The sequence below is a fragment of the Pseudoalteromonas sp. US3C1013 genome (assembly GCF_048401115.1).
GTDB classification, from domain to species: Bacteria; Pseudomonadota; Gammaproteobacteria; order Enterobacterales; family Alteromonadaceae; genus Pseudoalteromonas; species Pseudoalteromonas undina.
Genome location: NZ_CP183075.1, coordinates 1,999,074 through 2,019,644, shown reverse-complemented (window position 1 = coordinate 2,019,644; position 20,571 = coordinate 1,999,074). Strand labels below are relative to the sequence as shown.

Below are 20,571 nucleotides of genomic sequence, written 5' to 3'. Positions count from 1 at the left end.
TAAGGATATTAATTTATATGACAAAAAAGCCTGTGATTCTCATTATCATAGCATTTATTGTTATGATGCTCGGCCCTGTTGGTATTTATGAGTGGTACACTTCAATCGACCCCTCCTTTATCCCTAACCGTTTTTATGACTTTTTAAGTTCTTGGGTTTTAGGCTTTATTACTATTTCTTTAGTGTGTGCCTTTCTATTTCATTTAATAAAAACGCCAAATGCAAAAGAAGAGTTTAATACTCACTTTGATCAAGAAGGGGTTATCCTTAAATATTTAAGTATCATTATGATACCTATTTTGCTGTATGCATATCTTTGGGCTGTCATTTGTGCGCCGATTCAACTATGGGCGCATTATCATTTAGGCGATTATTGGTCTGAAGAATATATCTTAGTTGAGTCTGAAGCTTGTTATAGCGATTATGAGCCGAATTGCGTTCGTTTACTCTTTGCAGATACATCTACAAACAAACAGCATACCATCAGGTGGTATTTAGATAAGCACAAGCTTTTAAAACTTAAAAATACAAAAGTGAACTTAGTCGGCGAAAAAAGTTACTTTGGCTATCTTGTTAACGAAATACAATGGTAAAAACGAAAGGGAATTAAATGAAAAGTAATAATTTTAATGAGAGCATAAAAGGTTTTTTTTGGGGAATTGGGTTTGTAATAGCAATGCTTGGCGGTATTAGTGCATTCGCCCTGACAATTGCCGCTGATGTTGACAGTGGATTTAAAACAATGGTTTCTAATAAAGCATTAGAAACAAGTGATGAATTTAACAATGACTATAATCTAACTCTTTCTGAAATATACAAAGAAAATGGTCAAGTAAGAATCGCAGCTGAATTAAAAAATATTACTAACGAGAGCATTTATACGGGAACCGTTATTGCTTCTACATTTGACGAAAGTGGCAAGTTTATTGGTAATTGTGTAGGCAAAAGCACAGACAGCTTTTTAGAACCTAGCGAAGTTAGCTATGTTGACATTAAATGCAATTTATTTAGATCACAAGCAAGTAAAGTTCACTCGACAAAGCTTAAAATTAAGTGGTTTTAGGGTAAGTTTAAATAAAAAGAGCCATACGAAATATGACTCTTTTTTATTTGAAATAGATGTAATAGAGTTATTTTATTGAGGCAATAAACTCTTCATCTGCATATAGGTTTGTTAGTAATTTTTGAACTAACTCTACGTAGCTTTTTTGACCATTAGGGATAGCGATCGCTCCCATAAATGAAGAGTCAAAAGTGTGTTCGGCCATGATTTCTTTTTCGAATAAGATAATATTCTCTTCTGAAACGATAAAGTTTACTTTTATAAATGAACTTCCCTCGGAGAAACCCGTAACATCAATATCTTGGTCAATTACTTTGCCAGTTACTTGCTTTTTAGCAACACCAGACCAAAGCTTGGCTAACTTAAGCTCTTGCAACAAAGCATTTTCAATATATTTACCATAACTGTTGCCTACAGATGAAATAAGAGGTGAGCCTCTAAGTGAAATTTTATTTAGTTTCTTTTCAGATTTAATTGTGCCAACAGATAGAGGGGAAGCCGTTTCTTGCTTTAATTTTGAAACGTTACCAATGTCTGCACTATAAGGAGGCACTTGAATTGTACATGCACTTAAGAATAAAACCCCGATTAATCCTATTGAACTTCTATACTTCATTTTAATTCTTTCCTTACTCATAGTTTTGACTGCTCTAACTCTACAACTAGTTTGTTAAATGCTTCTTCTGTTGCACGCTTTGCTGATAAAGAAAAGTCGTTTTTAAACTCATCAAATTCAGCTTTGCCAAAACCTTTAACTTCAGTATTCCATGCTATATCGCCATTGTTATTTAAAGTTTTACAGTTTAACGTGAAAGTAAACTCTGTAGGTGGCCATGTAAATAAACTATCTGAACTAGATTCAGTTGTTATTGTAGGTATAAATACATATTCAATTTTATTGTCTTGTAAAAATGTATTATCAGTTAAGGATTCAAGCTTATAAACGTTTTCAAATTTATTAGAAAGTACAGTATATAATGCAGCTTCTGTGTCTTTATAAGGTTTGTAACTAACATTATCGCCACCACCACCAGGTGTTTTTACTTGTTTTTTAATATCATCTTCAGAAATATAATAACCTACAACAGATATTGATTTATTTTCTGAAAGCTGAAGTTTTTCAGTGTCTGGATTTAAACTTATCTGGTGGGCACAGCCACTTAAAACAAGTACCGAAAACAAGAAAAACATGTTAGTTAATAACTTCAAAATATACTCCATATATTTAATTTTTAAAGAAAAAGTAGTTTTATTGATAATATATGTTTTGTAGTTGTATTGTAAATAATGTTAACTTTATATTTGTAAATGGTTGTAACTTTTGTGTTTGATGTTTTTTGTTTTGAGGTGTTTTTTATTTTAAATAAAGATGAGTTCGCTTGAGCAAAAATTAAAAAGCGCGTAATTTAACCGCGTTACCTATTTTAATAACAAGTATAATAATGAAAGCACAAGAATTAGAACAATTAGCGTTATCTAAAGCCGAAACTCGAGAAGTGATCACGCCGTATGCCTTTGAGGTTGATAATGCTTTACTTGGCTTGCCTTTGGCTTCGCCGACTCGGCGCGCATTAGCAATGATTATAGATGTTGCATTAATATTCTTAGCTGCAAAGCTCAGTGCGACTATTATTGCATTCGTTGCTGCGATGGCTTTTTACAAAGGAACGGCGCAGCAATACCTTCCTAAAATGTCGAGTGTGTGGCGAAGAATATTAAAAATAGTAGCAGCAAGTATTTTATTTGTAAGCGCTCTTGCTGTGCTTTCAATTGGCATAGATTACTTAGAAGGCGATGACTCTGCTCAAGGCTTAACTGTTCAAGGCTTAAAAATACAGGATGACATTCAGCTTACTTCCACAAAAAAAAAGCAGGTAAATGCCTACTTAGTGCAAACAGACGACGAAAGCTGTGAGCAATCTTGTCAACAAAATGCACTTGATAATTTGATTGGGCAAGTACCCAAATTAGCCGAAATGGACGACCTACAAAACCCACAACTTGCAAAAGCATTTTTACAATTATTAGTGCTTGGTGAAAATAACGGATTAAAGCTTGCGCAGTTAACAGAAGATAAACCCGCACAAACAACCACACACAGTATTTTGCAGTGGGGCAAAGGTATTATTCAAGATTTAGGTTTGGGTTTTGGCTGGGCGGCTGTGTACTTCACACTGTTTTCTTTATTATGGCGCGGTCAAACCCCTGGTAAAAAGCTCTGTAACACCAGAGTGGTTGCATTAAGTGGTGAATCACTGGGTTTACTTGATTGTTTTGGCCGCTACGGTGGTTACGGTGCAGGTTTTGCCACTGGCTTGTTAGGTTTTTTACAAGTTTACTGGGATCCAAACAGGCAAGCCATTCAAGATAAAATATCAGCCACGGTGGTTATTAAAGGGAGTATTAACCAAGTTGTAAATGTGCAAACGGTAGAAGAGACTGTTAAAAGTTAATTTCAGCAGTGCCGTATTATATTGATTCAATCAGCAACTTTTTTAATATATTTTTTTTGTTTGTATCTTTTTTACAGTTGCATCCATTATTTGGGCGATTAGTTCAAAATCTTTAAGGGATTCTGGTGAATCAAAGTAACCGAGGGCTTCAATACCTTTGTCTAACTTACATATAGTGCGTGTATTTTCACCTTTCTTTGTACGTGGAAAATAAAATCTTTCTCCGAATTTTCTAATGTGTTCAGAGTAAATGTCAAAATGAGGATGTACAATTAAAAACTGTGATGTAGTCGGATATCTAGTTCTTTTCTTATTAGAAGGTAAAGGTTTTATTACATCGATACTTTGCTTTGCACTATTACAGTCAGCGCATGCGACACAAAGGTTTTTAGCAGTAAAAATAAAATTTTTATATCGAGACTTTGGAGCTATATGCTCAACTTGGCAATTAGCAGCACTTGTTAAACTAACAGGGTTTTTACAATAGCAGCATAAAAATTTTTGGGCATTGCGATAGTGGCTTCTTATGCTTGATCTTAAGCTCTCTAAACTATCATTAGACCAATCAACATGATTAAATTCTGGAGACTCCATAACTTCTTTAATTAGGGCTTTTTGCTCTTTAGTAAATTCTATTGCTTTTAACTCATTGTCCATAAACTTTAAATACCTCATTCAAAGAGTCAATGAGTTCCAATATAGGGTCATCGCGACTCATTTTTAGTTTCATACGATTAAGCATTTGCAGATGTTTAATATCTAGTTCGTCAAAGAACTTGTATGTTTTGACTTTTGAGTAAATATGCATAGAAATTTTAAGCAGATATTCATTACTGTGACCTGGTGATTCAAAAATATTTACAAGCTGATAGTCTGAGGAGCGTAAATAATGCTCCGATGCATCGGATAAACTATTTTTTTGAATATTTAAAATTTCACAGTTTGTTGTCGATATATTTGAAACTATCAGTGGCGAGTGAGTCGCAATAATAAAATGACAACCAGAGTAAGTATTCAGAGATTGATTTAAAATATCTACAAACCGCTCTTGCCAAGTAGGATGCAAACTTATTTCTGGTTCATCAATTAATACTAATGAGTTATCTTCAATTGAAGCCACGACTCCTAGAAAGAGTAAAAAAAGACATTGCTCACCAGAACTTCGAGCTGATAGAGATTTGACTTTGGCATCTGGCGATAAGTAATTTGTTTTTGAAGATTGATCTTTGACTGTTTCAATATCTGCTACAACGACTAAACCTGAACGTATTAAATCAGACAACTCCCTTTTATCAAATTCAATACTATAACCTAAACTTGTCGGTATTAATTTTAAAGATTGATTACTAAGGCTTAATAAAATTTCAGGTGAGGTATAAACAGTTTCGAGTTTTGAAAGCAAATTTAAAAGCTCAATTTTCTCAAAGTGGTAGGCTGCAGCTTGAAGTTTCAGTTGTGCCTCTAAAGAAATATTTTTAATATCTCCAGAAGATATAGTGATAAGTTCATCTTCTGTGATTGTTGGGGTTAATTTAATCTTTAGTACGCTACTAAAGCCAAATTCATCTAGAAATGCTTTTAGCGCATTGGCTTTGCGTAGTTCAAATGTTTGCTGTATGAGTAGTTGTTTTATTGCATTTGATGCTATACGCACTGAAGGGCTTAAATCTTGTATGTATGGCTTAGAGCCGATATATGAATATACTTCAGATAACCATTCATATTCATCGGCCTTAAATTCACTTTGGAAGCGCTCAAATTGGCTCGTTGAGGCGCATATTACTTTTTGTGGGAATTCAGCCCCAAATATAAGCCTAAGAGTTTCGTAATCACTTTTATCATTTAATCGGCGAAGTTTATCTTTACCAGTCTGTGTTTGAGGTTTGTATAGCTCTGCATATTTTGAATAATACTTTCTGTAGATATCCAGCAAAAGCTCTGTTTTACCACTGCCATTATCACCCACAACAACGGTAAAGGCGTGCTTTTCATTATCGATACCATTAAAAAGCTTAATACTACCTATATTTCGTGCTCGAAATCCCATTTCCACACCTTTTTACATTTGAAGACTATTTAGCCTTTGCTTGAATTTACTGTAAACCTAACCCCAAATCCAATCATACCCAATAACAATATAAACCCCCATACAAATCCATTGCCGTATTGGCTATACACGCTATCCCCTTGTATTAGCTTTATATTGGCTTTGAGTGTGGTAGCTTCAAACTGTGGCATAGTTTGGCGTGTTTGGCTTATGGGGTCGTATACACCGCTTATGCCGTTGTTGGTAACACGCACTAATGGACGCTGAAGTTCAAGGGCGCGCATACGGGCAATTTGCATATGCTGGTGGGGGCCGATTGAATCACCAAACCAAGCATCATTACTCACCGTAAATAATATGTCTGAGTCGCTTTTGTAGTTACCACGCACTAAATCGGCAAATACTATTTCGTAACAAATAGCGGGCAGCAGGTTAAAGCCATTCGCACGTAAATTATCTTGTACTTTATCTCCGCGAGAGAACGATGACATAGGCAAATCAAATAACGGAGCTATGGGGCGTAGTATGTCTTCAAAGGGAACAAACTCACCAATCGGCAGTAATTGATGTTTTTGATAGCGGTTACTGTCTAAGTAACGATAGTGGCCGTGTTCATCATTTTGCTCTTTGTTACCGACCACAATTAGCGTATTGAAAATGGTTTTAGTGTCGCGTTGGTAATCGACAATACCGGTCACTAATGCAGTTTTATTGAATGAGGCGGCACTGTCTAAACCTGCTAAATACGAATCGGCAAGCGCTTCTATCTCAGGCACTGCAGCTTCAGGCCACACGATTAAATCGGCATCCCAGTGACGGCGCGTCATATCCTGATACTTACTCATGGTGGTCCAAAACTCACTGGGGTCAAACCGCAAGTGTTGTTTTATATTACCTTGTACAAGCAGCACAGAGAGGTCTTTATCGGAGTAATGGGTTACCTTTGTAAAGTGTGCGCCTGTGAAGGCAAGCAAAACCACAGCAGCGGTAACAACAGGCATTTTAAATTGTTTTTGCGTTAAGCTGTACAATGCAAAGCCTATGGCAATACATAATAGTGTGAGCCCAAATTCACCAATTAAAGGAGCAAAGGCATTCAGAGGGCTATCGGTTTGTGTATAACCAAAGCTTAACCAAGGAAAACCAGTTAACAGGTTGGCACGCAAATATTCACTAATAGCAAAACAAGGGAGTAATAGCGCTGCAAAACTTATAGAGCCGTTTGAAAAGCGAGTGGTTGCCCACAGCGCCAGCGCAGGAAATAACGCAAGGTAGCTACAAAGCAGTGCCATTAATGCAATTGAGGCGATAAGTGGCATACCGCCAAAGGTGGCGATAGAAACATGTACCCAACTTATACCTGCACCAAACCAGCCTAGACCAAATATAAAGCCATATTTAGCGGCTGTTTTAGCATGTACTTTTCCATTGAGGTTTGCAGGAATACAAAAAAATAGCGAGCCTATGCTAAAAAATACAATCGGCCAAATACCAAAAGGAGCGTAGCTAAAAGTTAAAACAAGGCCCGCAACCAGTGCGAGCCATGCTTTTTTATCTTTTGCTAGTAGGGTGAGACTAGTTAGCAGTTTCTTCACTGTCGTTATCATCAGCCTTAGGAATCGTGACTTGCAGTTGCAATATACGACGATTATCAGAATTGGTTACTTTAAACTGAAATCCCTCTATATCGATGGTTTCGCCACGGCTCGGCATATGGCCAAAGGCGTGTAACACGGTACCACCAATAGTGTCGGCATCTTGCGAGCTGTAACCTGATTTAAAATGCTCGTTAAAGTCATCTACAGGGGTCAGTGCCTGCACAACGTAAACATGCTTAGCCAGTTGACGAATATCTTGTTGTTCTTCTTCTTCATCGTGCTCATCTTCGATTTCGCCTACAATGATCTCAAGAATATCTTCAATGGTTACTAAACCCGATACACCGCCGTATTCATCAATTACAATCGCCATATGGTAGCGTTGCTGACGAAATTCATTAAGCAGGGTATCCACCCGTTTACTTTCAGGCACTACCATGGCAGGGCGCAAATAGTCACGTAGCGATGGTAAATGCTCATCTTTATTTAAAATGAGGGGTAATAAGTCTTTTGCGAGTAAAATCCCTTCTACATGGTCTTTATCTTCACACACTACCGGGAAACGAGAGTGGGTAGAGTCAACCATCATAGGTATGTGCTCTTCAAGCGGGCTATCAATTTCCAAAGTGACCATTTGTGAGCGCGGGATCATAATATCTCGCACTTTGAGCTCAGACACGCCAAGCACACCTTCAATCATTTCTTTGGTTTCAGGATCGATTACATCCCGCTCTTGGGCATCGGCAATTACCTCAACCAGCTCTTCTCTATTCTGGGGTTCCCCTTGCAACATCTGGGTTATACGACCCAGCCAAGTTTTGCCAGAAGAACCCTGGCTAGATTGCGAGTTATCGTCGCTCATTACGTCTAATTGCTCCGTTTATTTAAATATCGTCCCGATATGGGTCTGCTATGTTTAGTTCAGCAAGTAATTGCTTTTCTATGCTTTCCATCTCTAACGCGTCTTCACTCTTTATATGGTCAAATCCAAGTAAATGCAAGCATCCATGAATAACCATATGAGCAAAGTGGTCATGAAATGACTTTTCTTGCTCTTGCGCCTCAGCCAAAACAATGGCAGGACAAATAATTAAGTCACCCACAAGTGGGATATCAATACCCGGTGGCGCTTCAAATTCAAATGATAATACGTTGGTAGGCTTATTTTTACCTCGGTAGTCATTATTGAGCTGTTGCGACTGTTCTTCATCGCTGATGACAATGGTCAGCTCAGACTCATCACGATATTGGCTAAGTACTTTATCGGCCCACATGGCAAACTGCTCAAGGCTGGGTAAGTTGTCAAACTCACACGCTATTTGTAAATCAAGTTCTGTTTTCACGGTATTACTCTTTAGTAGCAGGTTGCTCTTGAGCGGCAAGCGCTTCTTTGGCTTGTTGTTTCTCTAATCGCTTAAGGCGTTCACGCTCATCGTTGCGCTCATACGCTTCTACAATGCGGGCTACTACAGGGTGGCGTACCACATCGTGCGATTTGAAAAAGTTAAAGCTAATTTCATCAACGCCATCTAACACTTCAATAGCATGGCGAAGACCTGAGCGCGCACCCCGAGGTAAATCAACTTGGGTTATATCGCCGGTGATCACTGCTTTAGAATTAAAACCAATACGGGTTAAGAACATTTTCATTTGCTCTGTAGTGGTATTTTGGCTTTCATCTAAAATAATAAACGCATCATTAAGTGTGCGCCCACGCATGTAAGCCAATGGCGCAATTTCAATGATGTTTTTTTCAATCAGTTTTTCAACACGCTCAAAGCCAAGCATTTCAAATAAGGCATCGTAAAGTGGGCGTAAGTAAGGGTCTATTTTTTGGCTTAAGTCACCCGGTAAAAAACCGAGTTTTTCACCCGCTTCAACCGCAGGGCGAGTGAGCAATATACGGCGTATTTCTTGGCGCTCTAGTGCATCAACTGCCGCTGCAACAGCAAGATAGGTTTTACCTGTACCTGCAGGGCCAATACCAAAGGTAATGTCGTGGTGCAAAATATTAGCAACATACAAGCCTTGGTTATCGTTTCGCGGTTTAATAACGCCACGACGGGTTTTAATCATCATTTCTTTGCCATAAGCACTGTGTGCAACATCTTGCTCAAGCGCTTTAGACTCAGTGATGGCTAAATGTACGTTGTCAGGCTCAATTTCGCCAATTTCCCCACGTACAGGTTGAGTATCAATATAAAGGTTTTTTAAGATCTCTACCGCGCCGGCGCTACTGTGTAGTTTACCGGTTACTTTAAAAAAGTTATCACGATGAATAATTTCAACACCTAGACGGCGTTCAATTTGTTTGATGTTTTCGTCAAACGGGCCACATAATGAAGAAAGGCGTTTGTTGTCGGCAGGTTCTAAATAAATCTCTAATGTTTTTAACTGATTACTCAAAATTACTTCCTATTACAGTGCGCCAGCGTTAACTGGCGCAATGAATTTTTGCAACTAAGGTACGAAAGTAGCAACGCCAATTTCGTTAGCTGTCTCGGTTTTTTGCTCACTCGCTGCTTTGGTTAAAATAGCAGAAGGCGCAATTTCGCGGCGTAAGTTCATTTCTGATTCTGTACGAATTAAGTCGCCACGTAAAGAGTTTGGTAACGCTTCGGTAATACGTACATCAACAAACTGACCGATCACTGTGTGTGGGCCAACAAAGTTAACTACACGGTTATTTTCAGTTCGGCCACGTAGTTCCATCGGGTTCTTCTTAGAAGGACCTTCAACTAAAATACGTTGCTCAGTATCAAACATTTGGCGGCTAATTTGCTGTGCCATTTGCGTAATACGGTTTTGCAATAAGTACAGGCGCTCTTTTTTCTCTTGCTCGGTTACGTCATCTGGTAAATCTGCCGCTGGCGTACCTGGGCGTGCACTGTAAATAAAGCTAAAGCTCATATCAAAACCAATATCGTTGATAAGGTTCATAGTAGCTTCAAAGTCGGCCTTGCTTTCACCTGGGAAACCTATAATGAAATCTGACGACATGCTTAGGTTAGGGCGAATTTTACGTAGCTTACGAATTGTTGATTTGTACTCAAGAGCAGTATGGCCGCGTTTCATTAAGTTTAAAACACGGTCTGAACCACTTTGGACTGGAAGGTGTAAGTGATCAACCAGCTCAGGCACATTAGCGTACGCATCAATAATGTCTGGTGTAAACTCTACAGGGTGTGAGGTGGTGTAACGAATACGGTCAATCCCGTCAATTGCAGCCACTAAGCGAATTAGATCTGAGAAATAGCAAATTTCACCATCGTGTGTATCACCACGGTATGCATTTACGTTTTGACCTAATAGGTTAACTTCACGTACGCCTTGCTCGGCTAACTGTGCAACTTCTAATAATACATCATCAACAGGGCGGCTTACTTCTTCACCACGGGTGTAAGGCACAACACAGAAAGTACAATATTTAGAACAACCTTCCATAATTGATACAAACGCAGAAGGACCTTCCGCTTTAGGTTCAGGTAAGCGGTCAAATTTTTCAATCTCAGGGAATGAAATATCAACTACAGATGAACCTTTATCGCCTTGTACTTGTTTAATCATCTCAGGTAAACGGTGCAAAGTTTGTGGACCAAAAATAACATCTACAAACGGAGCACGTTGGCGAATTGAATCACCTTCTTGTGATGCAACACAGCCACCAACACCAATAATAAGGTCTGGTTTGTCATCTTTTAATAACTTCCAACGACCTAGTTGGTGAAATACTTTTTCTTGCGCTTTTTCACGAATTGAACAGGTGTTAAGTAAGATAACATCAGCATCAGCAGCTTCTTCAGTTAGCTGATAGCCGTTGGTAGCATCTAGAAGATCAGCCATTTTCTGAGAGTCGTATTCGTTCATCTGACAACCCCAGGTTTTAATATGCAGCTTTTTGCTCATTGAAATATAGCCTCGTGTTCAATTCGATAGTGGCACAAATATGTGCTAGAAACAGGTATAAGTGGCGGAATTATTAAAATTTCGCTCGACTTAAAGGACGCGTATTTTAGCTGGATACACGCTCAAAACCAAGTATAGATTTCATGTTTGTGATCTGAAATCAATATAGTATGGGTTTAATAATAGAATTAAGCGAAGCGCTCACACTGAGCAAACTAATTACGATACAATCTAAGCAGAGTTAAGTCAGAATTAAAATGATGAAAAACATGGCTAAAAATAATGTAATTGTAGTAGGGGGCGGCATGGTTGGTGCCGCTATGGCTATTAAATTAGCGCAACAAGGCAAAGTCGTACGTGTTATTGAAAAACATCCAATAGATGCCTCACAGGTACTTAACAGTGATGACGTTGATATACGTGTTTCGGCTATTAATCGCTTTTCGGAAAAACTGCTTGATCAGCTCGGTGCGATGCCATTACTGCGAGCAAATAGATTGGCTCCCTATGAACAATTAGAGACCTTTGAACGGAGTAACGATCATTTATTATTTGATTGTCATGCTATTAATACCACCCATTTAGGTCATTTGATTGAGAATAAGCTAATTCAAGCCAGTTTATGGCAGCAATTTGAGCAACATAATATTGAGATGATTAATCCTTCATCGGCTTTAACGGCAATAGAGCAAAACCCTGATAGCATTAGCTTGCACTATAACGAACAAAGCTATACTGCTGATTTAGTCATTGCAGCGGATGGTGGGCAATCACAATTACGTAGCAAAGCCAATATTGGTATAACTGGTTGGCAATATCAGCAGCATTGTATGGGCGTGCTAATAAAGCTCGATGCACCACAACAAGTTAAAACATGGCAGCAGTTTACACCTACAGGGCCTGTTGCGTTTTTACCTATGCAAGCACCTTATGCAAATTTAATTTGGTATGACGATGCAAATACCCTCAAAGCATTTAAAGCCCTACAACCTAGCGAATTAAAAGCCCATATTATTGAAAAGTTTCCAAAGCTTGCTGGTGATTTTGAAGTACAAAGCCATGCTATATTTCCTCTGGCAAGGCAGCATGCCAATAATTATTCACAAGGCAGACTCGTTTTAGTGGGTGATGCGGCGCACACCATTAATCCTCTGGCAGGACAGGGTGTTAATTTAGGCTTTCAAGATGTAGCTGCTTTAGCTGAAGTGTTACGTACAGCTGATGATGTAGGGTGCCCGCTAATGCTTAAAGAATACGAGCGTAGTCGTCGTAACGCTAATTTGTTAATGATGAGTATGATGGATGCTTGTTACTTTGGTTTCTCAAATCAAATAGCCCCATTAAAATGGGCGCGCAGCACATTTTTAAAGTTAGCTAATAATACAGGGCCGGTAAAAAACTGGGTGCTGAAATACGCAATAAGCGGTGAGCTTAGTTAAAATACTTATAGTTATTAAAAGGCTCAAATTTGGGTCTTTTTTTATGCCCAAGAAAAAGTGGTGTAAATTATAAAGGTAAAAAAAATTAAAGATATAAATTATATAATTGGAATTGAGGATAAATCGTGAAGTGTAATCAAAGAAGTGTGCAAATTGGCTGGGATACCAGGATTTGAACCTGGGAATGCCAGGATCAAAACCTGGTGCCTTACCGCTTGGCGATATCCCAACTCTAAATTTGGATGAGTTTTAGTTCTAGTTAAGAACATGGTGCGGAAGGAGAGACTTGAACTCTCACATCCTAAGATACTGGAACCTAAATCCAGCGCGTCTACCAATTCCGCCACTCCCGCATACAGGCTTATATTTATACTCTTAACAGAGTTTTCTTATACAACGCTCTTTGGTAGAAGAAGTTGGCTGGGATACCAGGATTTGAACCTGGGAATGCCAGGATCAAAACCTGGTGCCTTACCGCTTGGCGATATCCCAACTAAGAAATTGCTGATAATTTTAATTCTTATCAAGAATGTGGTGCGGAAGGAGAGACTTGAACTCTCACATCCTAAGATACTGGAACCTAAATCCAGCGCGTCTACCAATTCCGCCACTCCCGCATACAAATTTATATTTAGACTCCTAACAGAGTATTTCTTAATTCAACGTTCTTTGGTAGAAGAAGTTGGCTGGGATACCAGGATTTGAACCTGGGAATGCCAGGATCAAAACCTGGTGCCTTACCGCTTGGCGATATCCCAACTAAGAAATTGCTGATAATTTTAATTCTTATCAAAGAATATGGTGCGGAAGGAGAGACTTGAACTCTCACATCCTAAGATACTGGAACCTAAATCCAGCGCGTCTACCAATTCCGCCACTCCCGCATATCACTTTGAATTAATCAAAGAAATGGTAGTTATTTTAAACTCTTCATTGAGTTGCAATTTAACTCTTGCAGAGCCACTTCTAAAAAGAAATGGTGGCTAAGACGGGATTTGAACCTGTGACCCCATCATTATGAGTGATGTGCTCTAACCAGCTGAGCTACTTAGCCATTGTTGGCTGGGATACCAGGATTTGAACCTGGGAATGCCAGGATCAAAACCTGGTGCCTTACCGCTTGGCGATATCCCAACAATAAACAATTGATAGTTTGAATTCTTATCAAGAATATGGTGCGGAAGGAGAGACTTGAACTCTCACATCCTAAGATACTGGAACCTAAATCCAGCGCGTCTACCAATTCCGCCACTCCCGCATTATCACTTTGAATTAATCAAAGAAATGGTAGTTATTTTAAACTCTTCATTGAGCAACAAAAAACAAATGGTGGCTAAGACGGGATTTGAACCTGTGACCCCATCATTATGAGTGATGTGCTCTAACCAGCTGAGCTACTTAGCCATCTTTTTTGTTAGCACTTCATCGCTGAGTGCGGGGCGTATTATGCTGATATGCCCCAAATTCGTCAACACCTTTTTTGCAAAAAAACACTTAAGTTGGTTTGTTTGCAGGAAAAATAGGCTAACCGGCTACTTTTTAATTAAAACGTTGCTTTTTTAACACTCTTTATCAGCGTGGCATTGTAATTATAGCTTTGTTTTACAATTCTGAGCCTATGGTAAAAGTAGCTAATTATTGTTTTTATTCGGCTGAAAAGTAAAAAGGCCCGTAAAAACGAGCCTTTCAAAACCATTAGCCACTCAAGGTGGTGCAATGTTTAATTATACGTTGAATAAGAAGTTCATTACATCGCCATCTTTAACAATGTATTCTTTACCTTCTTGACGCATTTTACCTGCTTCTTTTGCACCGCTTTCGCCTTTACATGCAATAAAGTCATCAAAAGCAATTGTTTGTGCACGGATAAAGCCACGTTCAAAGTCGGTATGGATTTTACCTGCAGCTTGTGGCGCTGTTGCACCCACAGGGATAGTCCATGCACGAACTTCTTTTACACCCGCAGTAAAGTAGGTTTGTAAGTGCAGTAATTCATAACCGCCACGAATAACAAGGTTAAGCCCTGGCTCTTCAAGACCAAGGTCAGCCATAAATTCTAACTTGTCTTCATCTTCAAGCTCAGAAAGCTCAGACTCGATAGCGGCACACACAGGTACTACAACCGCATCTTCAGCGGCAGCTATTTCACGTACACGATCAAGTAGTGGGTTATTTTCAAATCCATCTTCTGCTACGTTGGCAATATACATCGTTGGTTTGATGGTTAAGAAGTTAATAGGTGCAATTGCTGCTTTTTCTTCTTTTGTTAGTGCTAAAGAACGTAAAGTTAAGCCTTCATCAAGATGCACTTTTACTTTTTCAAGTACTGCATTTTGCTCTTTTGCGTCTTTATCACCGCCTTTTGCTTTTTTTGCATTACGGAAAATTGCTTTATCAGCACTGTCCATATCAGCAAGCACAAGCTCAGTGTTGATCACGTCAATGTCATCCGCAGGGTCAATAGTACCGGCTACGTGAATAACGTTTTCATCTTCAAAACAGCGAACTACATGGCCAATCGCATCTGTTTCACGAATATTTGCTAAAAACTGATTGCCTAGGCCTTCACCTTTCGATGCACCTTTAACTAAACCTGCAATATCCACAAATTCCATACTTGTTGTAAGAATACGTTGTGGGTTAACAATTTTAGCAAGTTCGTCTAGGCGAGGATCTGGCACCGGTACCACACCTGTATTAGGTTCAATGGTACAAAAAGGAAAATTAGCGGCTTCAATACCCGCTTTAGTCAATGCATTGAAAAGTGTTGATTTACCAACATTAGGCAAGCCAACGATGCCACATTTAAAACCCATAGTAAGATACCTTGTTTAGATTCGTTTAAAACGTGTGTACGTATACCCCTAAAAATTAGGGTTTAAACGAATGTAGTCTGTTTTGTGCTTTTAACACACCGTCTTTAGCAAGTATTTCCATACAACGAACTGCTTCATCAACTGCGGCATCCATTTTTTCCTGATCTTCCTTGGCTGCTTTTCCAAGCACCCAACCGGTGACCATTTCACGATGTCCTGGATGACCAACACCTATGCGTAAGCGCATAAAGTCTTTTTGATTTGCCATTTTTGCAATAATGTCTTTTAAGCCATTATGACCGCCATGTCCGCCGCCTTTTTTTAATTTGGCAACGCCTGGGTCTAAATCCAATTCATCATGGGCGACAAGTATGTCTTCCACTGGGATTTTAAAAAAATTGGCTAAACTACTCACCGCTTTGCCACTTAAGTTCATGTAAGTGGTGGGGATCAGTAATTTGAATTCTTTGCCTTGAATAATCACTTTGCCAGTAAGGCCGTGATATTTAGGGTCGTGTTTTAGCGTGCAGTTGTAGCGTGCAGCGAGTTCTTGAATGAACCAAGCACCTGCGTTGTGGCGTGTATTTGCGTATTCGGGGCCTGGATTAGCCAGGCCCACAAGCATTTGAATAGAATTCAAGGTGCGAGACCTTAAATATTATTCTGCAGCGTCTGAAGCGTCGTCTTCAGTTGGAGCTGCTTTGTTAGCTTTGATAGTAACGATAGACTGATCGTGGCCTTCGCCTTTACCAAGCTCAACAGATTGAACACCTTTAGGGAACGCAAGATCTGTAAGGTGGATTGAATCACCAGCTACAAGATCAGATACGTCTACTTCGATGAATTCTGGAAGTGACTTAGGAAGACAAGAAATCTCAACTTCAGTTAACTGGTGAACAACAGTTGCACCTAACTTAGTTACTTTATCTTCACCGATGAAGTGTAAAGGAACCTTAGTTACTAGTTTGTGAGTTGCGTCTACACGTTGGAAATCAAGGTGAGTAAGCTTAGGCTTGAAAGGGTGACGTTGGATATCTTTTAAGATAGCTTCAACTTTCTCGCCACCTACATTTAATGTAAGGATGTGAGTGTAAAAGCCTTCGTCTTCTTGTGCTTTGATCATATCTTTATGTTCAAAAGTAAGCGATAAAGCTTCTTTATCAGCTCCATAAAGGATTGCCGGCACTTTGTCTTCGCGACGTAGGCGGCGGCTCGCACCAGTACCAGTTTCTACGCGAAGTTCAGCGTCATAAGTATAAGTTGTGTTAGACATGATGTCTCCAATAATTAAAAGTGTTAGGGCCTTTGCGACCAAGGTCCCTAGCCAAAAGGCGCGCTATTATACCACTGCGGGTTTATAAAATAAACATCACCTACAAAAAAAGCGCCAAAAGGCGCTTTTATACTCATTAATGTTTAACTTTAATGTTCAAACATTGCCGAGATAGATTCTTCGTTGCTAATGCGACGAATAGTCTCTGCTAACATATCTGCAAGTGTTAATACTTTAACAATATCAAGCGCTTTTAGTTCGTCAGACAGTGGAATTGAGTCAGTTACAATCACTTCATCAATCACAGAGTTACGTAAGTTTTCTGCAGCTGTACCAGAAAGAATAGGGTGAGTAGCGTAAGCAAATACACGTTTAGCACCATGCTCTTTAAGAGCTTCAGCTGCTTTACACAATGTACCACCGGTATCAATCATGTCATCAACAATAATACAATCACGACCTTCAACGTCACCAATAATATGCATTACTTGAGAAACGTTAGCTTGAGGGCGACGTTTATCAATAATAGCTAGGTCAGTATCGTTTAATAGTTTTGCAATTGCACGGGCACGTACAACACCACCAATATCAGGTGATACAACAACCACGTCATCAAAGTCGCGGTTTTTCATATCTTCTAATAATACCGGGCTGCCAAATACGTTATCTACTGGTACATCGAAGAAGCCTTGGATTTGCTCAGCATGTAAATCAACCGTAAGAACGCGGTCAACACCTACACTTGATAAGAAATCCGCAACCACTTTAGCTGTAATTGGCACACGCGCAGAACGTACGCGACGATCTTGACGAGCATAACCAAAATAAGGAATAACAGCAGTGATACGACCGGCAGATGCACGGCGTAGCGCATCAACCATAACGATAAGTTCCATCAGGTTATCGTTAGTAGGGGCACAGGTTGATTGTAAGATAAAAACATCCGAGCCACGAACATTTTCATTAATTTGAACACTGATCTCACCGTCACTAAAACGGCCAACAACAGCATCGCCTAATTCAATATATAAACGTTTTGCAACTTTTTGAGCTAGGTCAGGTGTTGCGTTACCAGCGAAGAGCTTCATGTCAGGCACGGTAGGGTTCCTCAGGCACTGAATTTTTGGACTAACTTACATTGAATGAACAAAGTAGGTTAACTTATGATTACTTGTACGTTACTTCATTTATCAATGATGGCGGCTAACTCCGTGTGAGCAGGAGAAGTATTAACGCTTGATGCGATAAACCCCTGCCAAGTATGGGGGAGGTTAGCAAGTACATCTTGTGCTTGAACTTGACTAGCAAATTCAACAAAACAACATGAACCTGTTCCGGTCATCTTTGATGGGGCGTATTTTAGCAACCACTGCAGGGTTTTTTCAACCTCGGGACACAGCTTTTTCACTAAAGGCTCACAATCGTTAGTTAAAACCTGTTGTTGCCAGTCACCTGAAAGTTTAGGCGTGTCACGTTTTAAATCGGGGTGAGTAAATATTTGTGCAGTACTGACATGCTGGTTTGGAAAAACAACGCAGTACCATTTTTGTGGCAATTTAACATACTCTAATTGCTCGCCAATGCCATGTGCTATGGCACTTTTACCTTTAATGAATACAGGTACGTCTGCACCGAGCTTCAAGCCTAAATCTGCAAGTTCATCTAGTGTAAGAGCGGTATTCCACAGTGTGTTAAGCGCTAAAAGTGTTGACGCAGCATCGGATGAACCACCACCAACACCTCCGCCCATAGGCAAACGTTTAGTTAAATTTATTTTTGCACCTAAATTCACTTTACACTGAGTTTGCAATAATAAAGCTGCTTTATAAATTAAGTTGTCAGTTAGCGCAATGCCATGAGTGTCACCGCTAATACTAATATTTTTATCATTAGTAAGCGTAAAATGGAGCTCGTCGCCATAGTTTAAAAATGTAAACAGGGTTTCTAATTCATGATAGCCATCATCACGGCGACCATTAATATGTAAAAATAAATTTAGCTTCGCCGGCGCAATCAGCGAAAGTTCAAAGGGAGTATTCATAATTAGTTAAACTGCCAATCGTAGAGTTTGATTTTAATTTTAATCTTTTGATGGGTTAAGGTTAGCGCGTTAGGTAACCAAAAACCGTGTTTTTGTATGTAACTGGTGTAGTTTATTTGCCATTTTTTGCCAGCGTCATCAAACCATAACACGCTTTTAGCACGGCCTAATTGATCGACTTCTAAGGTTTGATCGTCAATAGTGGCTTTTAACCACTGACCGGCGTTATTTACCGGTAAAGTAAACCCCGTTAAGCGTTGTAAAAGTTTACTCGCATTAGTATCAAAAAACTGTTGATCATCAAATATTAATTCAGCCCCCACTGCGGTTTGTTTGAGCGATAAAATTCGGGTGCCAATAAATGTGGTTAACACTAAATGATTACTATTTTGTGTTTGTTGCCAATTTAAGTTAGCAGATTGGCGCTCATCAGGGCTAATAAACGCTAATTTACCTTCCACCTGCCAAGTTTTTTGTGCACTAAGACGTAACTTCCAGTCTTCGTAAGTTTTTGTATTGTAGTTGTTTTTATTGGCGCAGCCCGTTAAAAAAATAAATAACAGGGTTAAAATAAAATATTGTCGAGTCAAATGTTGTTCCTTACTTTCCATATTCCTGAGATTTTTGATAAAATTGCCGCCTATGAAGTAGGGCTCAGCAATATTTGGCAGATATGACCATAATAGCACTTGGTATTAATCACAAAACCGCATCCGTAGATTTACGAGAAAAAGTGGCCTTTTCGCCTGAGCAAATTTCAGAGGCGCTACAGCAATTAAGTGGTCATGCCGACTTTAATGAAGCGGTTATTGTATCTACCTGTAATCGCACTGAAGTGTATTGTAGCCTTGCGCAACAAAATTCCCAAACATTGTTGCAATGGTTAGCCAGTTTCCATGGTTTAGATGAACATGAACTGAGTAAAAACATCTACTGTTATGAAGACAGCGCAGCAATAAACCATTTAATGCGTGTAGCCTGCGGGCTTGATTCGCTGGTGTTAGGTGAACCACAGATTTTAGGGCAAATAAAGCAAGCGTATAACAGCGCTAAAACCCACGATGCGGTGGGTGTAACTTTTGATCGTTTGTTTCAAAAAACTTTTTCAGTGGCAAAAGAAGTACGCACCGAAACTAACATTGGTGCGAGTGCAGTCTCGGTTGCGTTTGCTGCGGTTAATCTTGCAAAGCATATTTATGGCAAATTAGACAAAACCAAGGTGCTATTAATTGGTGCTGGTGAAACCATTGAGCTGGTAGCAAAACATTTATACCAAAATGAGCCACAAAAAATAACGGTAGCTAATAGAACAATAGAACGGGCTCGCGGCTTAGCAGATGAAGTGTCAGCAGATGTTATTGCCTTGGCACAATTACCAGAACGATTACACCAAGCCGATATTGTTATTAGCTCCACCGCCAGTACTTTGCCTATTATTGGTAAAGGAGTGGTGGAACAAGCACTGAAACAACGTCGTTATAAACCTATGCTATTTATAGATATTGCTGTACCACGCGATATTGAAAGCCAAGTCGGAGAGCTTGACGACGCTTATTTATATTCCGTTGATGACTTACAAGCCATTGTTAGCGAAAACATGGCTGCACGTGAGCAAGCGGCAGAACAAGCACAAATTATTATTAGTGAGCGCACCAAAGAGTTTTTTATGTGGCTGCGTTCACTTGATTCAGTGGATTTAATTCGCCACTACCGTAATGATGTACAAACTACAAAAGCAGAACTTGTAGATAGGGCCCTAAGCCAGCTTAATACAGGTAAAAATGCAGAAAAAGTAATTTTAGAGCTAGCCAATAAATTAACCAATCGCTTAATGCACGCGCCTACCCGTGCCATCCAAGATGCAGCGAAAAAAGGTGAAGTGGCTCAGTTAAATCAATTGAAAAAAATGTTAGGTATAGATCAGGAATAACAGTT

The 20,571-nt window shown here is 39.3% G+C and carries 20 protein-coding genes and 10 tRNA genes; 5 read left to right on the top strand and 25 right to left on the bottom strand.

The window, feature by feature from the left end:
* Window positions 1-17: 17 nt before the first annotated feature.
* Entirely contained in the window at window positions 18-593 is a 576-nt protein-coding gene (locus ACNSN2_RS09460) for a hypothetical protein (protein ID WP_418607143.1), read from the top strand.
* 17 nt (window positions 594-610) lie between these two features.
* Entirely contained in the window at window positions 611-1,063 is a 453-nt protein-coding gene (locus ACNSN2_RS09455) for an ATPase (RefSeq protein WP_138622761.1), read from the top strand.
* A gap of 67 nt (window positions 1,064-1,130) precedes the next feature.
* Here the strand turns inward: ACNSN2_RS09455 and ACNSN2_RS09450 are convergent, their stop codons facing one another.
* Window positions 1,131-1,679, bottom strand: coding sequence for a hypothetical protein (locus ACNSN2_RS09450; protein ID WP_138622763.1), 549 nt, complete (start codon window positions 1,677-1,679; stop codon window positions 1,131-1,133).
* Between the two features lie 17 nt (window positions 1,680-1,696).
* Window positions 1,697-2,272, bottom strand: a complete 576-nt coding sequence (locus ACNSN2_RS09445) for a hypothetical protein (RefSeq protein WP_054202464.1) — start codon at window positions 2,270-2,272, stop codon at window positions 1,697-1,699.
* Window positions 2,273-2,505: 233 nt separating this feature from the next.
* Here ACNSN2_RS09445 and ACNSN2_RS09440 point away from each other — a divergent pair, with 233 nt between their 5' ends.
* Window positions 2,506-3,516, top strand: coding sequence for an RDD family protein (locus ACNSN2_RS09440; protein WP_418607140.1), 1,011 nt, complete (start codon window positions 2,506-2,508; stop codon window positions 3,514-3,516).
* 42 nt (window positions 3,517-3,558) lie between these two features.
* Here ACNSN2_RS09440 and ACNSN2_RS09435 read toward each other — a convergent pair whose 3' ends face one another.
* Genes ACNSN2_RS09435 through miaB form a run of 7 tightly spaced genes read right to left on the bottom strand, consistent with a single transcriptional unit; the run spans window position 3,559 to window position 11,067 of the window.
* Complete coding sequence (locus tag ACNSN2_RS09435) at window positions 3,559-4,173, bottom strand: HNH endonuclease (protein ID WP_418607138.1); 615 nt, start codon at window positions 4,171-4,173, stop codon at window positions 3,559-3,561.
* Window positions 4,163-5,563, bottom strand: coding sequence for an ATP-binding protein (locus tag ACNSN2_RS09430; RefSeq protein ID WP_138622769.1), 1,401 nt, complete (start codon window positions 5,561-5,563; stop codon window positions 4,163-4,165). Before ACNSN2_RS09430 ends, ACNSN2_RS09435 begins: the two co-directional genes overlap by 11 nt.
* Window positions 5,564-5,592: 29 nt before the next feature.
* The gene (gene lnt, locus ACNSN2_RS09425) at window positions 5,593-7,158 is read right to left on the bottom strand and encodes an apolipoprotein N-acyltransferase (protein WP_418607137.1); all 1,566 of its coding nucleotides are present in this window, start codon (window positions 7,156-7,158) and stop codon (window positions 5,593-5,595) included.
* Window positions 7,139-8,023 carry a CNNM family magnesium/cobalt transport protein CorC gene (gene corC / locus ACNSN2_RS09420; protein ID WP_010388331.1) on the bottom strand — a complete coding sequence of 295 codons (885 nt, stop codon included), beginning with the start codon at window positions 8,021-8,023 and terminating at the stop codon, window positions 7,139-7,141. The genes lnt and corC overlap by 20 nt, the downstream gene beginning before the upstream one ends.
* Window positions 8,024-8,045: 22 nt before the next feature.
* Window positions 8,046-8,504: an rRNA maturation RNase YbeY gene (gene ybeY, locus ACNSN2_RS09415; protein ID WP_010388332.1), complete on the bottom strand. Its 459-nt coding sequence runs from the start codon at window positions 8,502-8,504 to the stop codon at window positions 8,046-8,048.
* A 4-nt stretch (window positions 8,505-8,508) separates the two neighbouring features.
* On the bottom strand, window positions 8,509-9,567 hold the full coding sequence (locus tag ACNSN2_RS09410) for a PhoH family protein (protein WP_010388333.1): 1,059 nt from the start codon (window positions 9,565-9,567) through the stop codon (window positions 8,509-8,511).
* Window positions 9,568-9,621: 54 nt separating this feature from the next.
* Window positions 9,622-11,067 (bottom strand): tRNA (N6-isopentenyl adenosine(37)-C2)-methylthiotransferase MiaB, encoded by a 1,446-nt coding sequence (miaB, locus tag ACNSN2_RS09405; RefSeq protein WP_418607135.1) that lies wholly within the window; start codon window positions 11,065-11,067, stop codon window positions 9,622-9,624.
* Between the two features lie 257 nt (window positions 11,068-11,324).
* On the opposite strand from miaB, the gene ACNSN2_RS09400 reads away from it, so the two are divergent.
* Window positions 11,325-12,506: an FAD-dependent monooxygenase gene (locus tag ACNSN2_RS09400; RefSeq protein ID WP_418607134.1), complete on the top strand. Its 1,182-nt coding sequence runs from the start codon at window positions 11,325-11,327 to the stop codon at window positions 12,504-12,506.
* Window positions 12,507-12,660: 154 nt separating this feature from the next.
* Here the strand turns inward: ACNSN2_RS09400 and ACNSN2_RS09395 are convergent.
* From ACNSN2_RS09395 to lolB, 16 genes are all read right to left on the bottom strand, one after another.
* Window positions 12,661-12,735: transfer RNA gene (locus ACNSN2_RS09395), tRNA-Gln, on the bottom strand.
* 39 nt (window positions 12,736-12,774) lie between these two features.
* A tRNA-Leu gene (locus ACNSN2_RS09390) sits at window positions 12,775-12,859 on the bottom strand.
* 64 nt (window positions 12,860-12,923) lie between these two features.
* A tRNA-Gln gene (locus ACNSN2_RS09385) sits at window positions 12,924-12,998 on the bottom strand.
* A 40-nt stretch (window positions 12,999-13,038) separates the two neighbouring features.
* Window positions 13,039-13,123 (bottom strand) — tRNA-Leu (locus ACNSN2_RS09380).
* A gap of 66 nt (window positions 13,124-13,189) precedes the next feature.
* Window positions 13,190-13,264 (bottom strand) — tRNA-Gln (locus tag ACNSN2_RS09375).
* A gap of 41 nt (window positions 13,265-13,305) precedes the next feature.
* Window positions 13,306-13,390 (bottom strand) — tRNA-Leu (locus ACNSN2_RS09370).
* A gap of 93 nt (window positions 13,391-13,483) precedes the next feature.
* A tRNA-Met gene (locus tag ACNSN2_RS09365) sits at window positions 13,484-13,560 on the bottom strand.
* A gap of 5 nt (window positions 13,561-13,565) precedes the next feature.
* Window positions 13,566-13,640 (bottom strand) — tRNA-Gln (locus ACNSN2_RS09360).
* 39 nt (window positions 13,641-13,679) lie between these two features.
* Window positions 13,680-13,764, bottom strand: a tRNA-Leu gene (locus ACNSN2_RS09355).
* A gap of 69 nt (window positions 13,765-13,833) precedes the next feature.
* Window positions 13,834-13,910: transfer RNA gene (locus ACNSN2_RS09350), tRNA-Met, on the bottom strand.
* A gap of 320 nt (window positions 13,911-14,230) precedes the next feature.
* Entirely contained in the window at window positions 14,231-15,322 is a 1,092-nt protein-coding gene (ychF, locus tag ACNSN2_RS09345; RefSeq protein ID WP_008115165.1) for a redox-regulated ATPase YchF, read from the bottom strand.
* A 55-nt stretch (window positions 15,323-15,377) separates the two neighbouring features.
* Window positions 15,378-15,962 (bottom strand): aminoacyl-tRNA hydrolase, encoded by a 585-nt coding sequence (pth, locus tag ACNSN2_RS09340; RefSeq protein ID WP_008115166.1) that lies wholly within the window; start codon window positions 15,960-15,962, stop codon window positions 15,378-15,380.
* 18 nt (window positions 15,963-15,980) lie between these two features.
* The gene (locus tag ACNSN2_RS09335; protein WP_010388341.1) at window positions 15,981-16,595 is read right to left on the bottom strand and encodes a 50S ribosomal protein L25/general stress protein Ctc; all 615 of its coding nucleotides are present in this window, start codon (window positions 16,593-16,595) and stop codon (window positions 15,981-15,983) included.
* Window positions 16,596-16,744: 149 nt separating this feature from the next.
* On the bottom strand, window positions 16,745-17,692 hold the full coding sequence (locus ACNSN2_RS09330) for a ribose-phosphate pyrophosphokinase (RefSeq protein ID WP_008115168.1): 948 nt from the start codon (window positions 17,690-17,692) through the stop codon (window positions 16,745-16,747).
* An 86-nt stretch (window positions 17,693-17,778) separates the two neighbouring features.
* Window positions 17,779-18,636, bottom strand: a complete 858-nt coding sequence (ispE, locus tag ACNSN2_RS09325) for a 4-(cytidine 5'-diphospho)-2-C-methyl-D-erythritol kinase (protein ID WP_418607133.1) — start codon at window positions 18,634-18,636, stop codon at window positions 17,779-17,781.
* A gap of 2 nt (window positions 18,637-18,638) precedes the next feature.
* Window positions 18,639-19,226 carry a lipoprotein insertase outer membrane protein LolB gene (gene lolB, locus ACNSN2_RS09320; RefSeq protein ID WP_418607132.1) on the bottom strand — a complete coding sequence of 196 codons (588 nt, stop codon included), beginning with the start codon at window positions 19,224-19,226 and terminating at the stop codon, window positions 18,639-18,641.
* Window positions 19,227-19,309: 83 nt separating this feature from the next.
* Here lolB and hemA point away from each other — a divergent pair, with 83 nt between their 5' ends.
* Complete coding sequence (hemA, locus tag ACNSN2_RS09315) at window positions 19,310-20,566, top strand: glutamyl-tRNA reductase (RefSeq protein ID WP_175610046.1); 1,257 nt, start codon at window positions 19,310-19,312, stop codon at window positions 20,564-20,566.
* Window positions 20,567-20,571: the final 5 nt, after the last annotated feature.

What these genes read in the sequence shown, in the direction of transcription:
- ACNSN2_RS09460 (WP_418607143.1), top strand. Translation starts at nt 18, where the DNA reads ATGACAAAAAAGCCTGTGATTCTCATTATCATAGCATTTATTGTTATG.
- ACNSN2_RS09455 (WP_138622761.1), top strand. Translation starts at nt 611, where the DNA reads ATGAAAAGTAATAATTTTAATGAGAGCATAAAAGGTTTTTTTTGGGGA.
- ACNSN2_RS09450 (WP_138622763.1), bottom strand. Translation starts at nt 1,679, where the DNA reads ATGAAGTATAGAAGTTCAATAGGATTAATCGGGGTTTTATTCTTAAGT.
- ACNSN2_RS09440 (WP_418607140.1), top strand. Translation starts at nt 2,506, where the DNA reads ATGAAAGCACAAGAATTAGAACAATTAGCGTTATCTAAAGCCGAAACT.
- ACNSN2_RS09435 (WP_418607138.1), bottom strand. Translation starts at nt 4,173, where the DNA reads ATGGACAATGAGTTAAAAGCAATAGAATTTACTAAAGAGCAAAAAGCC.
- ACNSN2_RS09430 (WP_138622769.1), bottom strand. Translation starts at nt 5,563, where the DNA reads ATGGGATTTCGAGCACGAAATATAGGTAGTATTAAGCTTTTTAATGGT.
- corC (WP_010388331.1), bottom strand. Translation starts at nt 8,023, where the DNA reads ATGAGCGACGATAACTCGCAATCTAGCCAGGGTTCTTCTGGCAAAACT.
- miaB (WP_418607135.1), bottom strand. Translation starts at nt 11,067, where the DNA reads ATGAGCAAAAAGCTGCATATTAAAACCTGGGGTTGTCAGATGAACGAA.
- ACNSN2_RS09400 (WP_418607134.1), top strand. Translation starts at nt 11,325, where the DNA reads ATGATGAAAAACATGGCTAAAAATAATGTAATTGTAGTAGGGGGCGGC.
- ychF (WP_008115165.1), bottom strand. Translation starts at nt 15,322, where the DNA reads ATGGGTTTTAAATGTGGCATCGTTGGCTTGCCTAATGTTGGTAAATCA.
- ACNSN2_RS09335 (WP_010388341.1), bottom strand. Translation starts at nt 16,595, where the DNA reads ATGTCTAACACAACTTATACTTATGACGCTGAACTTCGCGTAGAAACT.
- ispE (WP_418607133.1), bottom strand. Translation starts at nt 18,636, where the DNA reads ATGAATACTCCCTTTGAACTTTCGCTGATTGCGCCGGCGAAGCTAAAT.
- hemA (WP_175610046.1), top strand. Translation starts at nt 19,310, where the DNA reads ATGACCATAATAGCACTTGGTATTAATCACAAAACCGCATCCGTAGAT.